Annotated in this window: 19 protein-coding genes; 4 read left to right on the top strand and 15 right to left on the bottom strand. The window is 64.3% G+C overall.

Annotated elements, in window-relative coordinates; translation table 11 throughout:
- Nucleotides 1–9: 9 nt before the first annotated feature.
- The 14 genes from urtA to ACEWE8_RS19045 all read right to left on the bottom strand — a co-directional run bounded on the left by urtA (nucleotide 10) and on the right by ACEWE8_RS19045 (nucleotide 13,342).
- The gene (gene urtA / locus ACEWE8_RS18980; RefSeq protein WP_012316432.1) at nucleotides 10–1,275 is read right to left on the bottom strand and encodes an urea ABC transporter substrate-binding protein; all 1,266 of its coding nucleotides are present in this window, start codon (nucleotides 1,273–1,275) and stop codon (nucleotides 10–12) included.
- Between the two features lie 186 nt (nucleotides 1,276–1,461).
- Nucleotides 1,462–2,868: a D-serine/D-alanine/glycine transporter gene (gene cycA, locus ACEWE8_RS18985; RefSeq protein ID WP_012316431.1), complete on the bottom strand. Its 1,407-nt coding sequence runs from the start codon at nucleotides 2,866–2,868 to the stop codon at nucleotides 1,462–1,464.
- Between the two features lie 198 nt (nucleotides 2,869–3,066).
- Nucleotides 3,067–4,431: a PepSY domain-containing protein gene (locus tag ACEWE8_RS18990; protein ID WP_046787829.1), complete on the bottom strand. Its 1,365-nt coding sequence runs from the start codon at nucleotides 4,429–4,431 to the stop codon at nucleotides 3,067–3,069.
- A 59-nt stretch (nucleotides 4,432–4,490) separates the two neighbouring features.
- Complete coding sequence (locus ACEWE8_RS18995) at nucleotides 4,491–6,557, bottom strand: TonB-dependent copper receptor (protein ID WP_367903864.1); 2,067 nt, start codon at nucleotides 6,555–6,557, stop codon at nucleotides 4,491–4,493.
- 65 nt (nucleotides 6,558–6,622) lie between these two features.
- Nucleotides 6,623–7,054: a DUF2946 domain-containing protein gene (locus ACEWE8_RS19000; protein WP_046787831.1), complete on the bottom strand. Its 432-nt coding sequence runs from the start codon at nucleotides 7,052–7,054 to the stop codon at nucleotides 6,623–6,625.
- A gap of 26 nt (nucleotides 7,055–7,080) precedes the next feature.
- Complete coding sequence (locus ACEWE8_RS19005; RefSeq protein WP_046787832.1) at nucleotides 7,081–7,560, bottom strand: copper chaperone PCu(A)C; 480 nt, start codon at nucleotides 7,558–7,560, stop codon at nucleotides 7,081–7,083.
- A gap of 48 nt (nucleotides 7,561–7,608) precedes the next feature.
- The gene (locus ACEWE8_RS19010) at nucleotides 7,609–7,998 is read right to left on the bottom strand and encodes a DUF2946 domain-containing protein (RefSeq protein WP_046787833.1); all 390 of its coding nucleotides are present in this window, start codon (nucleotides 7,996–7,998) and stop codon (nucleotides 7,609–7,611) included.
- Between the two features lie 146 nt (nucleotides 7,999–8,144).
- On the bottom strand, nucleotides 8,145–8,999 hold the full coding sequence (locus tag ACEWE8_RS19015) for an SPFH domain-containing protein (RefSeq protein ID WP_012316425.1): 855 nt from the start codon (nucleotides 8,997–8,999) through the stop codon (nucleotides 8,145–8,147).
- A gap of 24 nt (nucleotides 9,000–9,023) precedes the next feature.
- On the bottom strand, nucleotides 9,024–9,461 hold the full coding sequence (locus tag ACEWE8_RS19020; RefSeq protein WP_115273790.1) for an NfeD family protein: 438 nt from the start codon (nucleotides 9,459–9,461) through the stop codon (nucleotides 9,024–9,026).
- 134 nt (nucleotides 9,462–9,595) lie between these two features.
- On the bottom strand, nucleotides 9,596–10,006 hold the full coding sequence (gene vapC, locus ACEWE8_RS19025; protein ID WP_046787835.1) for a tRNA(fMet)-specific endonuclease VapC: 411 nt from the start codon (nucleotides 10,004–10,006) through the stop codon (nucleotides 9,596–9,598).
- Nucleotides 10,006–10,236, bottom strand: a complete 231-nt coding sequence (gene vapB, locus ACEWE8_RS19030; RefSeq protein ID WP_012316422.1) for a type II toxin-antitoxin system VapB family antitoxin — start codon at nucleotides 10,234–10,236, stop codon at nucleotides 10,006–10,008. The genes vapC and vapB overlap by 1 nt, the downstream gene beginning before the upstream one ends.
- A 91-nt stretch (nucleotides 10,237–10,327) precedes the next feature.
- Nucleotides 10,328–11,047 carry a cobalt-precorrin-6A reductase gene (locus ACEWE8_RS19035; protein ID WP_046787836.1) on the bottom strand — a complete coding sequence of 240 codons (720 nt, stop codon included), beginning with the start codon at nucleotides 11,045–11,047 and terminating at the stop codon, nucleotides 10,328–10,330.
- The gene (locus ACEWE8_RS19040) at nucleotides 11,044–12,138 is read right to left on the bottom strand and encodes a cobalt-precorrin-5B (C(1))-methyltransferase (protein WP_046787837.1); all 1,095 of its coding nucleotides are present in this window, start codon (nucleotides 12,136–12,138) and stop codon (nucleotides 11,044–11,046) included. Before ACEWE8_RS19040 ends, ACEWE8_RS19035 begins: the two co-directional genes overlap by 4 nt.
- A complete protein-coding gene (locus tag ACEWE8_RS19045) occupies nucleotides 12,131–13,342 on the bottom strand; it encodes a bifunctional cobalt-precorrin-7 (C(5))-methyltransferase/cobalt-precorrin-6B (C(15))-methyltransferase (RefSeq protein WP_046787879.1) in 1,212 nt (403 codons plus the stop codon). Before ACEWE8_RS19045 ends, ACEWE8_RS19040 begins: the two co-directional genes overlap by 8 nt.
- 174 nt (nucleotides 13,343–13,516) lie before the next feature.
- Here ACEWE8_RS19045 and cobG point away from each other — a divergent pair, with 174 nt between their 5' ends.
- Genes cobG through cobJ form a run of 4 tightly spaced genes read left to right on the top strand, consistent with a single transcriptional unit; the run spans nucleotide 13,517 to nucleotide 17,892 of the window.
- Nucleotides 13,517–14,848 (top strand): precorrin-3B synthase, encoded by a 1,332-nt coding sequence (cobG, locus tag ACEWE8_RS19050; protein WP_189339978.1) that lies wholly within the window; start codon nucleotides 13,517–13,519, stop codon nucleotides 14,846–14,848.
- Nucleotides 14,841–15,467 (top strand): precorrin-8X methylmutase, encoded by a 627-nt coding sequence (locus tag ACEWE8_RS19055; protein WP_039602489.1) that lies wholly within the window; start codon nucleotides 14,841–14,843, stop codon nucleotides 15,465–15,467. The genes cobG and ACEWE8_RS19055 overlap by 8 nt, the downstream gene beginning before the upstream one ends.
- A complete protein-coding gene (locus ACEWE8_RS19060) occupies nucleotides 15,464–16,198 on the top strand; it encodes a precorrin-2 C(20)-methyltransferase (RefSeq protein WP_177010426.1) in 735 nt (244 codons plus the stop codon). Before ACEWE8_RS19055 ends, ACEWE8_RS19060 begins: the two co-directional genes overlap by 4 nt.
- 2 nt (nucleotides 16,199–16,200) lie before the next feature.
- On the top strand, nucleotides 16,201–17,892 hold the full coding sequence (gene cobJ, locus ACEWE8_RS19065; protein ID WP_046787839.1) for a precorrin-3B C(17)-methyltransferase: 1,692 nt from the start codon (nucleotides 16,201–16,203) through the stop codon (nucleotides 17,890–17,892).
- 9 nt (nucleotides 17,893–17,901) lie between these two features.
- Here the strand turns inward: cobJ and ACEWE8_RS19070 are convergent, their stop codons facing one another.
- A complete protein-coding gene (locus ACEWE8_RS19070; RefSeq protein WP_012316414.1) occupies nucleotides 17,902–18,498 on the bottom strand; it encodes a MarC family protein in 597 nt (198 codons plus the stop codon).
- Nucleotides 18,499–18,566: the final 68 nt, after the last annotated feature.

Here is an 18,566-nt window from a genome sequence, read left to right on the forward strand (position 1 = left end):
CCAGTGCACTCAGTTGCCTTTCACTGCATAGTCAGGGCGCTTGTCGTTGCCCGGAATGAACGGGCTCCACGGCTGCGCGCGCAGCGGCTGTTCGGTTTCCCAGACCACGCTGAACTGCCCGTCATCCTGGATTTCGCCGATCATCACCGGCTTGTGCAGGTGGTGGTTGGTCTTGTCCATGGTCAGGGTGAAGCCGGACGGTGCCTTGAAGGTTTGCCCACCCAGGGCTTCGCGTACCTTGTCGACATCGGTGGACTTGGCTTTTTCCGCCGCTTGCGCCCACATGTGGATGCCCACGTAAGTGGCTTCCATCGGGTCGTTGGTCACGGCCTTGTCGGCACCCGGCAGGTTCTTGGCTTTGGCGTAGGCCTTCCAGTCGGCGACGAACTTCTGGTTGACCGGGTTATCCACCGATTCGAAGTAGTTCCAGGCGGCGAGGTGGCCTACCAGCGGCTTGGTGTCGATGCCGCGCAGTTCCTCTTCACCCACCGAGAACGCCACCACCGGTACGTCGGTGGCTTTCAGGCCCTGGTTGGCCAGCTCCTTGTAGAACGGTACGTTGGAGTCGCCGTTGACGGTGGAGATAACGGCGGTTTTGCCGCCTGCCGAGAACTTCTTGATGTTGGCGACAATGGTCTGGTAATCGGCGTGGCCGAACGGCGTGTAGACCTCTTCGATATCCTTGTCGGCCACGCCTTTGCTGTGCAGGAAGGCGCGCAGGATCTTGTTGGTGGTGCGCGGGTAGACGTAGTCGGTGCCGAGCAGGAAGAAACGCTTGGCGCTGCCGCCGTCTTCGCTCATCAGGTATTCCACGGCCGGGATCGCTTGCTGGTTGGGCGCGGCGCCGGTGTAGAAGACGTTCGGCGACATCTCTTCACCTTCGTACTGCACCGGGTAGAACAGCAAGCCGTTGAGCTCTTCGAACACGGGCAGCACCGACTTGCGTGACACCGAGGTCCAGCAGCCGAACACCACCGCGACCTTGTCCTGGGTCAGCAACTGGCGGCTCTTTTCGGCGAACAGTGGCCAGTTGGATGCAGGGTCGACCACCACCGGTTCGAGCATCTTGCCGTTGACCCCGCCCTTGGCGTTGATCTCGTCGATGGTCATCAGCGCCATGTCCTTGAGCGATGTTTCGGAAATCGCCATGGTCCCGGACAGCGAATGCAGGATGCCGACCTTGATGGTCTCGGCGGCCTGGATGCTCCAGCTAAGGCCCATCGCCGCAATCGATGCGCTGAGGGTAAAGGCCTTGATCAGACTGCGACGCTTCATGTGCTCTCTCCGCTTAGTTTTTTTGTGTTGGCCAAGCGGAGGGGGCTGTTGCAAGGGGTGTGCCGAACGGCAAAAGGTGCGTAATAGAAGGGCTGTGCGAGGTGTTGGGGCGTTTGCAAGGTCCAGGTTGGTGCCTGAGATGTTTGTGTGCACAGGATTGGGGCTGCAAGGCAGCCCCGGAGTGCATCAGCTGTTGCGTACAGCTGTCCGCGGATGGCGCTTGCTACGCACACCCTGGTAGGTGACGGCCAGCAACACGAACCAGATCGGCGTGACGATCAGCGCAGAGCGGGTGTCCGCTTCCAGGCTCAGCAGCACCAGGATAAAGGCGAAGAACGCCAGGCACACGTAGCACATGAAGCGCCCGCCCGGCATCTTGTAGGTCGATGCCTGGTGCAGCGCCGCACGGGTTTTGCGGTACTTCAGGTACGACAGCAGGATCAGCGTCCAGACAAACATGAACAGCACTGCCGAAACCGTGGTGACCAGGGTGAATGCTTCGATCACGTTCGGCACCATGTAGATCAGCACCGCGCCAAGCAGCAGGCAGGTGCACGAGAAGTACAGGCCGTTGGCCGGTACGGCGCGGCTCGACAGTTTTTCGAATGCGCGCGGTGCGTCGCCTTCCTGGGCCAGGCCGAAGAGCATGCGGCTGGTGGAAAACACGCCGCTGTTGGCCGACGAGGCCGCCGAGGTCAGCACCACGAAGTTGATGATGCTCGCCGCCGCTGGCAGGCCGGCCAGCACGAACAGCTCGACGAACGGGCTCTTGCCCGGCACCACATCGCGCCATGGGGTCACAGCCATGATCGCGATCAGTGCCAGCACGTAGAACACGATGATACGGATCGGGATCGAGTTGATCGCCCTTGGCAGGGTGCGTTCAGGGTTCTTGGCTTCGGCGGCGGTGGTGCCGACCAGCTCGATGCCGACGAAGGCGAACACGGCAATCTGGAAGCCGGCGAAAAAGCCCATCAGGCCGTTGGGGAACATGCCGCCGTCGTTCCACAGGTTGGCCAGCTGCGCGGTGCGCCCGCTCGGCGACTCGAAACCGGTGATGACCATGTACAGGCCGGTGGCGACCAGGCCGAGGATGGCGACGATCTTGATCAGGGCGAACCAGAACTCCATCTCGCCGAACATCTTCACGGTAACCAGGTTAAGCGACAGCAGTACTGCAACGCAGGTCAGGGCGGGTATCCACTGTGGCAGGTCCGGGAACCAGAACTGCGTGTAGGCGGCAATGGCGACCACGTCGGCAATGCCGGTGACCACCCAGCAGAACCAGTAGGTCCAGCCGGTGAAGTAGCCGGCCCAGGGGCCGAGCAGGTCGGCCGAGAAATCGATGAACGACTTGTAGTTGAGGTTCGACAGCAGCAGTTCGCCCATGGCGCGCATGACGAAGAACAGCATGAAGCCGATGATCATGTAGACGAAGATGATCGACGGCCCCGCCAGGCTGATGGTCTTGCCCGAGCCCATGAACAGGCCGGTGCCGATGGCACCTCCGATGGCGATCAGCTGGATGTGGCGGTTGGTCAGGTTACGCTGCAGGTGCTGCGCTTGAGCAGGAGGGGAAGAGGTCCGGGTCATTGGCTGCATTCCATTGAGGGTCAGTCTTTTTGTGAAAGCCGCGTAGGCTAACACGCGCGTCCCAAATCGGGGCGCGACAGATCGACTCGACTTTTCAGTAGCAGATGGCTGCTGTGCGGCCCTTTCGCTACACAAGACCAACGCGGTCGTCTGAGCGGCCTTGTTTCGCGAAAGGGCTGCACAGCAGCCCCAATGGCCTCAAGTGCTGGCCAACACCCTGCGCCTTACCACCAGGCTGTCCACCACCCACATCACCACCATCGACACCCCCACCAGCGGGAAGATCACCCCAAGTACCAGCATCACCCCGACAGCTGCCTTCCAGCGCGGCAGGTCATGGCGCAGTGCCGGTACCCCAAGGCCACCGGCCGGCCGGCGTTTCCACCACATCACCAGCCCGCTCACCGAACCCAGCAAAATCATCAGGCACACCAGCAGAATGATGATCTGGTTCAGCACGCCGAACATCTTGCCCTCGTGCAGCATGACGCCCAGCTCGGTCGCCCGGGCCACCGGGCTGTAGTCCTGCCAGCGCACGTCGGCCAGCACCTTGCCGGTGTACTGATCGACATGCAGGGTGGCATCGTTGCGCGGGTCGTCGGCGAACACGGCGATGGTGAATACGCCATCGGCAGTGGTCGGCACGGTGATGCTGTAGCCGGGTTCCACCTCGCGCGCGGTGGCGAGGTCCTGTACCTGCTGCAGGCTCACCTGAGGTGCCGCTGGCCTGTTCGACATCATGTGGTGCCCGGCATGTTCGGCATGCGCACCGGACTGCGGCATCGGCGTGTTTTCCATGGCCCAGGGCACCGTCTGGCGGTGGGCGCTGTTCAGTTCACCGGCCTGTTGATCGGACTTGGGCACGTCATTCCACATGGCCGCCGGGAAGCGGTTCCACAGGTCGGCGTACTGTTTGCCCCACAGGCCGGTCCAGGTCATGCCGCTGAGCAGCATCAGCAGCAGCAGGGCCGAGCCCCAGAAGCCGCTGACCGCGTGCAGGTCGCGCCAGAGCAGCCGGCCACGCGCCGACAGCCGTGGCCACAGCACGCCACTGCCGCTGCGCCCGCGCGGCCACCACAGGTACAGGCCGGACACCACCAGCACGATGCCCCAGCCGGCTGCCAGTTCCACCAGTCGGTCACCGAGCGTACCGACCATCAGCTCGCCATGCAGGGCGCGGGCGACCGCCTGCAGGTTCTGCTTGGCATCCTGTTCGCCCAGGATCTTGCCGCTATACGGGTTGACGAACACATTCAGTTCGCGCCCACCGTCATGCACCACGAACTGCGCGCTGCGCTCGGCATTGATGGGTGGCAGATATTGGCCCACATGGCCTTTGGGGTAGGCCTGGCGCACTTCGGCCAGCATCACGTCGGCGCCCTGGCGGTGATGGCTGGCCTCGACCACCATCAGGTCACGGTACAGCAGTGGGTCCAGCTGCGGTTTGAACAGGTAGATGATCCCGGTAATCGCCAGCAGGATCATGAACGGGGCGACGAACAGCCCCGCATAGAAATGCCAGCGCCAGGCCAGGTTGTAGAATGAAACGCGTGTTCCGCTCATGGGAACCTCCTGTTTGACCAGCTGAGGGGCGCAACCAGCGGCTGCGCCCGTTGTTGTTGTCAGAAGCTGAAATCGACCTTGGTCCAGAACGTCCTGCCCGGTTCGTTGACCGGCTGTGGATCGGAAGCCGGGTAGCCGAACCCGGCGTTCCCGGCCAGGTTCAGGTGCTCGGCGTAAGCCTTGTCGAACAGGTTGTCGACGCCTGCGCTGAGCTTGAGGTTGTTGTTCACCTTGTAGGCCCCATTGAGCGAGAACACGCCGAACCCGGCGCTTTTTTCGTAGTCCTTGCCGACCACATTGCCCTGGTTTTCGGCGATGCGGTTCTGTGCAGCCACCAGCCGCCACAAGGCCCCGGCGCTCCAGGTGTCGCGGCTGTAGGTCAGGCCCATGCGGCTTTCCAGTGGTGGCATCTGCGGCAGTGCCTTGCCGTCACTGCTGTTCTTGCCCCAGGCGTAGGCCAGGGTCGCATCGGCCTTCCAGGTTTCCGTCAGCTTGTAGGCGGCGCCCAGTTCGCCACCCATGATGCGGGCGTCGATGTTCTGCGCCTGGGAGGTGCTCATGCCCATCATGCCGGTACGGTAGTCGAACAGGATGTAGTCGCGGATCTGCCCGACATAACCCGAAGCCCAGGCTTCAAGGCGCTCGTCGCGGTACTGGATGCCGAAGTCGAGCTGGGTGGTCTTTTCTGGCTTGATGCCGTCGAAGGCGTTGGCGGCGCCAGAGGGCGCCAGCTTGGGCGAGAACAGCTCCCAATAGTCGGGGAAACGCTGGGCATGGCCAAGGCCGATGTAAGTGGTGGCCGGCACCGCCGCGAGGTCGTGCTCATAACGTACGAAACCGCTGGGTAGGGTATCGGCGCGGGTATCACCTTCGGTAGCGCTGCCAGCCCGGAAGTCGCGGGCGGAGGCGCGATCGAGACGGGCGCCGGTGATCAGCCGGTCAACCCCTGTGGCGTACCAGGTCAGTTCACCAAAGGCCCCATAGTTATGGAAGTCGGCATCCTTGGTCCAGGGCTGGCCCTTGTGCGCATCAACGCCCATGCCGCCACGCTGGCGATGTTCGTTGGTCTGTGCGTCGATGCCACTGATCAGTTGCACGTCGGCCCAGCGCCAGGTGGCCTTGATGCGTGCGCCCATTGTGCGGCGGTCGACATTGCTGACCATGGGCATGCCCATCATGCCGCTGCCCGATGGGGTGCGCAGGCTGTAGTTGTCCATCACGTGGTCGGCGTAGTTGTAATAGACCTGTGCCTCGACCTTGTCGAGCACCTCGCCCAGGTTGGACTTTTCAAAGCGCAGGCCCAGGCTTTCGCGCTTGAACTGCGAGCCGTCCATGCCACGGCCGGCATAGCGGGCCTCGCCGTCACCCTTACCGGCGGTGAGTTCGAGCAAGGTGTCCTGGTTGGGCGTCCAGCCCAGGGTCACATCGCCGTTCCATTTGTCCCAGCGCGAAGGCACGGTGTCGCCGTTGCCGTCGTGGTAGTCGTCTGAGCGCGACTGGTTGCCGACGAAGCGCGCATAAGCCTGGCTATTGCCTGCGTCGGCGTCGAGCACCTGGTCGAAGCGGCCGTTGGAGCCGGCCAGCAGGCTGGCGTTGATCCGGCTGCCGAGGGTGCCGAATTTTTCCGGTTCACGTTCGAAAAGGATGGTCCCGGCCGAGCCGCCGGGGCCCCAGATCACGCTTTGCGGGCCTTTGATAACGGTGAGGCGGTCATAGGTTTCCGGCGCGATGTAAGAGGTCGGTGCGTCCATGCGGTTGGGGCAGGCACCGAGCATCACACCACCGTTGGTGAGGATGTTCAGGCGCGAACCGAACATGCCGCGCAGCACCGGGTCACCGTTGGTGCCACCGGCGCGGATGGCTGAAAAACCAGGGATGGTCTTGAGGTAATCGGCACCATCGCTGGCCGGCACGGGCTGGCGCGGGTCTTTGGGGTTGGTGACGACCGTCAGGGGCGAGCTGGGCGCGATGGCGGTGATCACCGTCGGGCTCAGCTCGGGCGGCGCTTGCTCGTGCGTTTCATGGCCAGGTTCGGCGGCCAGGGCCATGGGTGCGAGCAGCGACCCGCACAACACGGCGAATGTCCCTCGCAGAGAGGGGGCGAATACAGGGGTGCAGCCGGACATAGTGATTCCAGTCGATCAGTCATGGGTGGGCACGGAGCCTTCAGGCTCCGTGCGGCAGCAGGGATTCAGACGCTGATCGAAGGCGGTGGCGCGCGGCTGCGCGCACCGGGGAATATGGCCTGTCGGGCATGGCCCTGAAGGGTTGCCGCAGGGATGAGGGTGACGGGCAGGGCGTGCCCGGCAACGAGTGGGCTGAAGGTCTGCGGTAATGCAGGGCAGTTGAACAGCAGGCTGCAGTAGCCGCATTTTTCCCACATCACATGCAGTTGGCCATCGTCGCCGTGGCCGTGATGCGAGTCGCTGGCGTGCCCGTGTTCCGAGGACAGAGCCATGCCCATCGGCATGCTCATGCCCGCGTGATGATCCATCGGCATCGACTGGGAAATCAGCGGGCCGATAAAGATCATCCACATGGCGAACAGGCTCAGCCAGCCGCCACCGACGCGCCTGCGTTCAGGGCGGGTGGTACGGCTGCGTCTGTTGCATGGCAGGCTCATGAAGGCGAGCGCCAGTCAGCGAAGGGTCAGTGTGCGTGTTCGTGCGGCTGGTCCGCCGGGGCCTGCCTCTGCACAGCCACGTCGACCGTGATGTCGCCTGCCTTCTCAAAATGCAGGGTCAGCGGGAAGCGCTTGCCGTCGCTGAGCAGGCTACGGTCCTTGGGCTGCATCAGCATCACATGATAGGCGCTGGGGGCGAAGACCACGTCCTTGCCGGCGGGCACTACTACATTGGGCACCTGCTGCATCTTCATGGCGCCGTTGGCACTCATCACGTGTTCGTGCAGTTGTGCGTCAGCAGTGATGGGGCTGTCCACGCTGAGCAGGCGGTCATCGACCTTACCGTTGTTGTGCACGATGAAATAGGCGGCCACATTGGGCGCGTTCGGCGGCAGTTGCAGCGACCAGGGGTGGGCGATATGCAGGTCGCCCACAGTGTATTCATGGGCGTTGGCGAAGGCGCCGGGCAGCAGCAGTGCGGCCACTACGAGAGCTTGCTTGAGCATGGTGTAAGTCTCCGTTCTGTTCAGGTTCAGGCAGACAGCGTGATGAACTCAGACCAGGGGAGAGGCGCGGGGATTGAGCGCGGGCCAGAGCTGGCGCGGCGTCATTTGGTAATCGGCTGGCGGTGGAACATGCGCGGCCAGCAACGTGGGCGGGTTGTGCAGTTGTGGCGGATAACCTGGCAGGGCCAGCAGCGGCGAGGCTCCCGAACAGCACCAGCAGTGCTGCATGTTGGAATGCTCGTCGTTTTGCGTGCCGAGGTCGATCTTGGCCAGTGCCTGGACGTCGACCTTGGCCTTGCCTGCCATGCTGGAACAGAAAGCCCCCCACAGCAGCTGCTCGGCCGGGCCCTTAGGCGCGGCAGAGGACAGCGGCATGGCCAGCAGGTTGAACAGCACTGCGAGGCAGGCTATCCAGGCGATGTGCCGACGTGGGGGCATGGAGAGATCCGGTCAGGAATCGTGGCGGGTATTGTACGGCGCAGTATAGGTAAAAATGATGGGGTGCGGTGAAGTGACGCAGGCGGGTCGATGGAGCTGCTGTGCAGCCCATGGCCGGCAAGCCGGCCATGAAGCTACAGCAGCCATCAAGCCTTGTTACGGCCCATCAAGCCACGCACGGTCTCTTGCAAATCAGCCGGCAGCACCACCACCTTGGCATTGTTGCTGCTGGCCAGGTTCTCCATGGCGCCGACATAGCGCTCACCCAGCAGGTACATGGCTGGCACCGTCTCGTTGCCCACCGCGTCCTTGACCAGCGAAATCGCCTTTGCCGAAGCCTCGGCAAGGTTGATTTGCGCCTCGGCATCGAGCTTGGCCGACTGCAGGCGGGCTTCGGCCTCGAGAATGGCGGCCTGCTTGGCACCTTCGGCACGGGTCACGTCGGCTTTACGTTCACGTTCGGCCGCCGCCTGACGTTCCATGGCCAGCTGCATGTTTTCCGATGGTTTGATGTCCTGGATTTCTACCGAGCGCACGGTCACGCCCCAGTCTTCGGTCTGTTCGGACATCGCCTCTCGCAGGCGTGCCTTGATCTGCTCGCGGCTGGACAACGCTTCGTCCAGGTCCATGGCGCCGACGATGGCGCGCAGCGATGTCATGGTCAGGCTGGTGACGGCAAACGAGAAATTCTGCACGCCATAGGAGGCCTTCTGTGGGTCGACCACCTTGGCGAAACACAGTGCATTGGCGACGATCACCGCATTGTCGCGAGTGATGATTTCCTGCTCCTGCACATCGAGGATGATGTCCTTGGTCGGCAGGCGATAGGCGACCACATCCATGTACGGGATGACGATGTTCAGGCCGGGCTTGAGTGTGCTGTGGTAGCGGCCCAGGCGCTCGACGATCCACTCCTCCCCCTGGGGTACGATGCGTACACCCTTGAAAACAGTGATCAGAACGAAAACGGCGAGGGTGCCGACGACGATAAGGCTGGTCATGATGCGAACTTCCTTTTAATGCGGTCAGGCCCGGATGACCCGGGCAGTATTGCCTTCGATGGCGACGAGACGTACACGCTCGCCTGACGGGATGTCGCTGTCAGCGACGCAGATCCATTCCTCATTGCCCAGGATCGGTTTCTGGAACCGCACACGGCCTTTCTGGAATTGCGAAACGCTGCTGATCAGCAGCCCGACTTCGCCGATCACGCTGTCGGCAGTCCAGCGCACATCCGGCTGCTTGCGCCGGAACAGCTTGAACCAGAGTGCCGTGGTGACCGACGAGAACAGCACCCACGACAGTACCTGCATGTCCAGTTGCAGGCTGGGGGCGGCGAGCGAGATGAGCGACACCAGCACGGCACCGATGCCGAACCAGATGATGAAGAACGTGGGCAGGACCAGTTCGAGCAGGATCAGCGCGATGCCGAAGACCAGCCAGATCCACCATTGCATTTCCATATGGTTGACGCTTTCCGGAGGGGAGGGGGGTTGAGTTTAAGACTGACGACAGGCCAACGGCCATATGAATGTATCTGGTCACAGCGCAGCGATGGTCGATAGCCACTGTCGGAATATGGAAAGGGCTACGTCTTTTACCCTGGCGTGGCCAGCCAATCCTCAACCCGCAACCCCGGAACGCGCATGAACTCTCGCAGGTTGTTGGTTACCAAGGTAAGCCCCCGCGCGCGGGCATGCCCGGCAATCAACTGATCGAAAGGACCGATGGGCGTACCGGCCTTTGCCAGTTCTGAGCGAAGCTGCCCGCTGTGTTCTGCTGCATGGCTGTCATAGTCGAGTACTTCAAGACGCGCTACGAAACCCTCCACAATCGAGAGATTTCGTGCAGGAGCGGCCGATTTCTCTGCACCGTAAACCAGCTCCATCAGTGTGACGGTGCTGATTGCCAGCTGACCATGGTGGCGGTTGAACGCTTCACGAACTACCTGGGGTTTGTTCTTGATCGTGAAGATGCAGATATTCGTATCGAGCATGTACTTGAGCATTAAAACCCTTCACGTTCCTGGTCGGCAGGTTGGTCGCGGCTGGCCATGAAGTCCGGGCTCGCATCTTCGCCGTCAAACCAGCTATCCCATGATTCACCAGCGGGAGTGATGATGCGGGTTCGACCCACTGCAACAATGTCCACGCGGGTCACCTCTTCGGGAAATGCGACAGATTTCGGCAAGCGGATGGCCTGGCTACGATTGCTTTTGAAGACAGCACCTTGCTCCATGATGGGCCTCCCTGGAAGCGGCAAACTGTGACTGAAGTTTAAATTCCGCAAGGTATATGTCAATGGGATATACGTTGCCAAAGGCTGCCAGTCATAGATGCAGGGCGCTGAGCAACAGGCAGTACCGGGTGAACTCAGCATCGACCTGTGGGAGTGTGGGGCGCTTCAGAATGAGTACTGGAACCCCCAGCTCCCGCGCCACCTCAAGCTTGGGCTCGGTCGCCACGCTGCCGCTGTTCTTGCTGACCAGCACATCGATATCGCGCCGTGCGAACAGCACCCGCTCATCGTCAAGGTGAAACGGCCCCCGCGCACCGATCACTTCGCAGCGATCATTACCAGGGCAGGCCTGCAACGCCCTGAGGGTCCAGAACTGCTCTGGCGGAATCTCGTCCAGATGCTGCAGCGGCTCGCGCCCCAAGGTGAACAAAGGCCGACGGAACGGCTTGAGTGCATGGATCAGCCCCGCCCAATCCTCCACTTCGCGCCAGTCGTCACCGGGCTGGGCCTGCCATGCCGGGCGCCGCAAGGCCCAGCACGGGATGCCCACGGCCCGTGCGGCGGCGGCGGCATTGTGGCTGATCTGCGCGGCATAGGGGTGGGTGGCGTCTATCAGCAGGGTGATACCCGCCTCGCGCAGGTAGGCGGCCAGGCCTTCGGCCCCGCCGTAGCCGCCGACCCGCACCTGGCAGGCCAGGCCCTGCGGCACCCGGCCGATGCCAGCCAGGCTGTAGACATGCTCCGGGCCAAGCTGACGGGCGATGGCCAGTGCCTCGGTGACACCGCCCAGCAGCAGGATGCGCCGGTTCATTGCACACCTGCCTTGCCGACGATGCCGCCCTGGCGGTCGATGGCGAACACTTCCACCTGCACCTGTGCGGGCACCACGCTGCGGGCGAACGCCAGGGCGTGGGCGCAGACCGCGTCGCCCAGGGCGATGCCGGCGGCGTGTGCCAGGGCCAGGGCTTGCTGGCTGGTGTTGGCGGCCATGATCGCTGCCTGCAGGTCGGCATCGGCGCCGATGTTCGCGGCCCACCCGGCCAGTTGCGGCAGGTCGATGCTCGAGTGGCGGCTGTGCAGGTCCATATGCCCGGCGGCCAGCTTGCTGATCTTGCCAAAGCCACCGCACAGTGACAGGCGTGGCACCGGCACCTTGCGCAGGTGCTTGAGCACCGCGCCGACAAAGTCGCCCATCTCGATCAGGGCAATTTCCGGCAGGCCATACACGCGGCGCATGGTGTCTTCGCTGGCATTGCCGGTGCAGGCGGCGATATGGGTATAGCCATTGGTGTGGGCCACATCGATGCCCTGGTGGATGGAGGCGATGTAGGCTGCGCAGGAGAAGGGCCGCACGATGCCGCTGGTACCGAGAATCGACAGCCCGCCGAGGATGCCCAGGCGCGGGTTCATGGTCTTGAGCGCCAACTGCTCGCCGCCCTGTACGTTGACCGTGACTTCGAAGCCGCCGCGGTAGGCGCAGTCGTCGGCCAGTTGCTGCAGGTGTTCACTGATCATGCGCCGCGGTACCGGGTTGATCGCCGGCTCGCCCACGGCGAGCACCAGCCCGGGGCGGGTGACGGTACCGACACCCACGCCTGCGACAAAGCGTATGCCCGGTTCTTCCTGCAGGCGCACCTGGCTGTAGAGCAACGCGCCATGGGTGACATCGGGGTCGTCGCCGGCATCCTTGAGTGTGCCGGCTTCGGCGCGCGCGCCCTCGCGGCGGCAGAACTCCAGGCGCATCTGCACCACCTTGCCCTTGGGCAGGGTGATGCTCACGGCGTCAGCGCACACTCCGGTGAGCAGCAGGCGCGCTGCCGCCAGGCTGGTGGCAGTGGCGCAGCTGCCAGTGGTCAGGCCGCTGCGCAGTGGCGCAGGTTGTTCGCGGGTTTCTTCACGCATCGTGGGGCTTCACCACGTCGAGCAAAGTGATCGGCAACGCCTGGCGCCACGTGTCGAAGGCGCCCAATGGCTGGGCCTGGGCGACATGGATGCGCGTCAGTTCACCGCCATGCTGTTGGCGAAAGTGCGCCAGTGCCAGTTCGCTTTGCAGTGTCACGGCATTGGCCACCAGGCGCCCCCCGGGGCGCAGCCGCTCCCAGCACAACGGCAGCACGCCTTCGCGGGTGACGCCGCCGCCGATGAAGATCGCATCCGGGCGCTCCAGCCCGGCCAAGGCCTGCGGTGCCGTGCCGCGCACCAGTTGCAGGCCGGGAACGCCAAGGGCATCACGGTTGTACTCGATGAAGCCCTGACGGCCCTCGTCAGCTTCGATTGCCAGTGTTCGGCAGGCGGGGTGGGCGCGCATCCACTCGATGCCGATCGAGCCACAGCCTGCGCCCACGTCCCACAGCAACTCGCCTGGTTGTGGGGCCAGGCGGGCCAGGGTGATGGCCCGTACGTCACGTTTGGTCAGCTGGCCGTCATGACGGAAAGCATCGTCCGGCAGGCCGGCTGCGCGTGACAGCCGCGGAGCGTCGGCAGCAGCCTGGCACTCGATGGCAACCAGGTTCAGCGCGGCGACCTGGGGTTGGGCCCAGTCATCGGCGATGCCCGCCAAGTGGCGTTCGGCAGGGCCGCCGAGGTGCTCGAACACCTGCAGGCGGCTTGGCCCGAAACCGCGCTCGCGCAGCAGGGCGGCGATGGCTGCCGGGCTATCCCCGTCGTTGCTCAGCACCAGCAGGCGCATGCCGCTGTAAAGGTGGGCGTTGAGAGAGGCCAGGGGGCGCGCGACCAGAGATACCACCTGCACATCCTGCAGCGGCCAGCCAAGGCGGGCAGCGGCCAGGGCGCAAGAGGAGGGCATCGACAGTACCTGCAGCTCTTGGGCCGGCACCTGCCGCGCCAGGCTGGCACCGACGCCGTAGAACATCGGGTCACCGCTTGCCAGCACGCACACCTGCTCACCGCGCCGAGCCAGTACCGGGGCGAGCGAGAACGGGCTCGGCCAATGTTCGCGGTCGGCGCTTACGCAGCGCGGCAGCAGGGCCAGCTGACGTGGGCTGCCGATGATCCGCGAAGCGCCGAGCAGGGCGCGTCGGGCCTGCTTGCCCAGGCCGCTGAAGCCGTCTTCGCCGATGCCTACTACTGTCAGCCAGGGTGTCATGTGTTTCTGATCCGCCATTTTTGGGGGCGCATCGCCCCCCTAAGCCGGCAAAGGGGGCGACGCGGTGATGAATTTCTGTTCAATCGCCAGCGATGCTCGACCACCGGCTTTTCATGCCGCCGGACAAAGCAGGCATAATACCGCGCCTTCTACACTCAAGCGCATTTTCAGCGATTGCCGGACGTCCCTTTGAAGCAGGTCCATACCCCACCCGTATCGCCCCGTCCCTCGGCTTGCCCGGGGTTGTGGCGCATCGTCAGTGCCCTTGATGGCGGGATCTGCCGGATCAAACTGCCCGGTGGGCTGCTGCTGGCCGATCAGGCCGATGCCGTGGCAGCGGCTGCCGAGCGTTTCGCCGGTGGCGTGATCGAGGCGACCAACCGCGGCAACCTGCAGGTCCGTGGCATTGGCGACGATCACGCCGGCCTGATCGAAAGCCTGCTGGCAGCAGGCCTGGGCCCACGCAATGCTGCCAGTGACGATGTGCGCAACCTGATGCTCAGCCCCTTGGCCGGGCATGACCCCTTGATGGTGCTGGATGTTCGTCCCCTGGCCGAACACATCCTCGACATGCTGCAAGGCACACCGCGCTTTCACCAGTTATCGGCCAAGTTCGCGGTGCAACTGGACGGCGGCGAAGGCCTGGCGATGCTCGAGCACCCGCACGATCTATGGCTTTCAGCCGTGCGACTCAAGCAACGCACCTGGCTGGCGTTCGGCCTGGCCGGTTGCCCGGCTGACGGCCAGGTGCTGGGTGCGGTGCCGGTGGAACAGGGGCTGGCGCTGGTGCGCGCAGTGCTTGAGCGCTTCCTCGACCTGGCCAGCCCGGACCAGGCGCGCATGCGCCAGTTGCTTGAAAACTGCTCAGTGGAGCGATTCATCGAGGGGCTAGGGCTGGCGATCCGCCGGGATGATGCCGTGCTCGATTGGCGCCGCAAAGCGGGCAACAGCCCATGGCTGGGTGCCGTTGAGCAACTGCAGGGCATGGCCCTGGGCGTTGCCCCACCGCTTGGCAGGCTCAGCGCCGACATGCTGCGCGGTGCGGCGCGAATCGCGCGTGAACACGGTGATGGCAGCCTGCGCCTGAGCCCCTGGCAGAGCTTGATGCTGACCTCTGTGGCTGGCGCGAGCATCGCCCCGGCGCAACGTGAGTTGTCGGCCCTGGGCCTGCTCTGCCACAGCCATGAACCCTTGGCCCGCCTGGTTGCCTGCACCGGCGCCAGCGGCTGCGCCAAGGCGCACGGCGATACCAAGGCCGATGCCCTGGCCCTGGCGGCCCTGTTGCCCGCTGGCGCCCCTGCCAGTGTGCACCTGTCTGGTTGCCCCCGATCCTGCGCCGTGGCCCATGTCGCCCCGGCCACACTGCTGGCCCGCTCGCCGGGCCGCTATGACCTCTATTTGCGTGACGCGCGCCTGCCGGGCTTCGGTGCCCTGCGCGCCGCCAACCTCACCTTGAACGAAGCAGGCGCCATGCTCGACCTGCCGACGGAGCACCTTGATGATTGATTACATCCGCGATGGTCAGGAGATCTATCGCAATTCCTTCCGGATCATCCGTGAGGAGGCCCGGCTCGAGCGGATCCCCGCAGACCTCGAGAAACTCGCCGTACGTGTGATCCATGCCTGTGGCATGGTCGAGGCCATCGACGGCCTGCAGTTCTCCGAAGGTGCCGGCCGCGCCGGGCGCCAGGCCCTGGCCAACGGCGCGCCGATCCTCTGCGATGCGCACATGGTCGCCGAAGGCATCACCCGTGCACGCCTGCCCGCCGACAACAAGGTGATCTGCACCCTGCGCGACCCGAGTGTCCCGGCCCTGGCCAAAGATGCCGGCAATACCCGCTCGGCGGTGGCTCTGGAGCTGTGGCGGCCTTACCTGGAGGGCAGCGTGGTGGTGATCGGCAACGCGCCGACCGCACTGTTCTACTTGCTGGAAATGATCGATGCAGGTGCACCAAAGCCTGCGCTGATCCTCGGTTTCCCGGTTGGCTTCGTCGGTGCGGCGGAGTCCAAGGCCATGCTCGCCGCCGACAGCCGGGGCGTCCCGTTCGTGATCATGCAGGGCCGCCTGGGCGGTAGCGCGATGGCTGCTGCCGCGGTCAATGCCCTCGCCACGGAGGTGGAATGATGGCGCCGCGTGGACGTCTGCTGGGCCTGGGCGTAGGCCCTGGCGACCCTGAGCTGATCACCCTCAAGGCCCTGCGCTTGCTGCGCGAGGCCCCAGTGGTCGCCTACTTCGTGGCCAAGGGTAAGCGTGGCAATGCCTTCGGCATCATCGAGGCGCACCTGCAGCCAGCGCAAACGCTGCTGCCGCTGGTCTATCCGGTGACCACCGAGGCGTTGCCGGCACCGTTGTCGTACGAGCAGGTCATCAGCGATTTTTATGACGAGGCCAGCGTGCAGGTGGCCGAGCACCTCGATGCCGGCCGCGATGTCGCGGTGATCTGCGAGGGCGACCCGTTCTTTTACGGCTCCTACATGTACCTGCATGACCGTCTGGCGCAGCGCTATGACGCGCAAGTGATCCCTGGTGTCTGCTCGATGCTGGGAGGCGCGTCGGTACTGGGAGCACCCCTGGTTTACCGCAACCAGAGCCTGTCGGTGCTGTCGGGCGTGCTGCCGGCCGAAGAACTCAAGCGGCGCCTGGCCGATGCCGATGCGGCAGTGATCATGAAGTTGGGCCGCAACTTCCCCAAGGTGCGCCAGGTGCTGGGCGAACTGGGCCTGGACGGGCGAGCGCTGTACGTCGAGCGGGCGACCATGGCAAATCAGAAAATCGTCGCGCTGGACCAGGTGGACCCACAGTCATCACCGTACTTCTCGCTGATCATCGTGCCGGGTGAAAAATGGCAGGGATGAGCATGCACAAGGCACCGGCAATCATCGTGCTCGGCGCTGGCAGCGTGGCCACCGCGCGGCGCATTCAGCAGCATTATCCACAGGCGACGATCCATGGCCTGAGCGGCCGGGTCGAGCTGGCCGACCAGTACTACGAAGCATTTGGCGACACGCTGCGCGCCCTGTATCTACAAGACACGCCGATCATAGCCCTGTGTGCGGCGGGTATCGTCATCCGTAGCCTGGCCAGCCTGCTCAGCGAGAAAGGTGCGGAGCCGCCGGTGCTGGCGGTGGCCGAGGACGGCAGTGCGGTAGTGCCGCTGCTTGGCGGGCTGAGCGGCGTCAATGTCATGGCCCGCGAGATCGGTGAGGCGCTGGGCGTAGCGGCGGCGATCACCACCAGTGGCGAGCTGCGTTTCGGCACCTGCCTGTTGAACCCACCCGAGGGCTACGCCCTGGCGGATATCGAACAGGGCAAGCGTTTCGTCTCCGATCTGTTGGCGGGCGAGGCGGTACGTATCGAGGGCGATGCGCCTTGGCTGGCTCACGCCCAATTGCCGGCCAGTGAAGCCGCCCAGCGCACCATTCATGTGGGATGCACTGCGCGCCCGGCCAGCCGTGACGAGTTGCTGATCCACCCCCGTTCGGTGGTGGTTGCAGTGGATGCGGGCGGTCCTGATCTGGTTGAACGCGTCGGCGATGCCCTGCGTGAGGCGGGCATCGCCGAGCAGTCACTGGCGTGCCTGCTGGTTGCCGAACAGGCCATGGCCGAACCGTCCTTGCAGGCAGCGGCCAAGGTGCTGGGTGTCGCACTGCGTTTTGCTGCCAAAGAAAGCACTCTTGTCAGCATGGCCGCCGAAGCACTGCCGGATGCGCGCCTGATCGAACAAGGGGGCCTGGTCATTGCGCTGGCATCGGCGCCTGTCAAGGTCAACCAACTGGGCCGCAGGCGTGGTCGCCTGGCCGTCATCGGCCTTGGCCCTGGCGCCGCCGAGCTGATGGTGCCGGCGGTCAAAGCCGAGCTGGTACGCGCCGAGGATATTCTCGGTTACGAAACCTACGTACGCATGGCCGGGCCGTTCCGCGACGACCAGGTGCAGCATTGCACCGACAATCGCGAAGAAATGCAGCGCGCGCGTCATGCTTTCGAGCTCGCCGCACAAGGGCGCTCGGTGGTGGTGGTGTCGTCGGGTGACCCGGGGGTATTCGCCATGGCCGCCGCCGTGCTGGAAGCGTTGCACGGGTCCACTGACCCCGCCTGGCATCGTGTCGATCTGGAAATCCTGCCAGGGGTTTCGGCCTCGCTGGCCACTGCCGCTCAGGCGGGCGCGCCGCTGGGGCATGACTTCTGCGTGATGTCGCTATCGGACAACCTCAAACCGTGGTCGACCATCGAGCATCGGCTGGCCCTGGCGGCCCAGGCCGACCTGGTGCTGGCCTTCTACAACCCGATCTCGCGTTCGCGCCCTTGGCAGCTTGGGCGCGCGCTGGAAATCGTGCGCCAGCACCGGGATGGCAATACACCCGTGGTGCTGGGGCGTGACATCGGCAGGCCGGGGCAGACGCTCAGGGTGGTCACCCTCGCCGAGCTGACGCCAGAGATGGTCGACATGCGCACCATGGTCCTGGTCGGTTCTTCCACTACCTGTACCTTTGCCCGTGCCGACGGTGGGCAGTGGGTCTATACCCCGCGCTGGTACCCTGTTGCGCCCTGAGTGGCAGGGCTAGCCGACCAGGTAGCCCCTGATGCCGGTGAAGATGATCTGCGCCGCCAAGGCGCAGACGAACAGCCCCATCAGGCGGCTGACGATCTGCAGGCCTTGATCGCCGAGAATGCGCTCGATCCCGTGTGACAGATACAGCACCAGGCCCACGGTGAAGCTGGCCAGCGCGATACTGACGATGGCCAGCAACTTGTCGTCCCAGTGCGGCTGGCTGACGCCCATCACCAGCAGGGCGCCGATGGTGCCCGGGCCTACGGTGAGCGGGATGGTCAGCGGTACGATGGTCACGTCTTGCTGCACGTTGTCGGCCTGCACGGCCGGTTTGCCCTGGGCCATGCCCAAGGCAGAGATGAACAGCACGCTGCCGGCGCCGATGCGGAAGGCATCGGCCGTGATGCCGAAAATGCCGAAGATCGCCCGCCCGAACAGGTACAGCAATACGCTGGCGACCAAGGCGGCGAAGGCAACCTTCCAGGCCAGCTGTTTGCGCTCCTTGCTGGAGTGGCCACGGGTCAGGCTGATGAAGCACGACAGCACGAAGAACGGGCTGTAGAGCACCAGCATCTTCAGGTAGACACTGAACAACTCATGAAGCATGAGGGTGAGTCCTTTGTAGGAGCGGCCTTGTGTCGCGAAAGGGCTGCGCAGCAGCCCCAGTTCCGTGT

This window comes from Pseudomonas sp. TR47 (assembly GCF_044143025.1).
Taxonomy (GTDB): Bacteria; Pseudomonadota; Gammaproteobacteria; order Pseudomonadales; family Pseudomonadaceae; genus Aquipseudomonas; species Aquipseudomonas putida_E.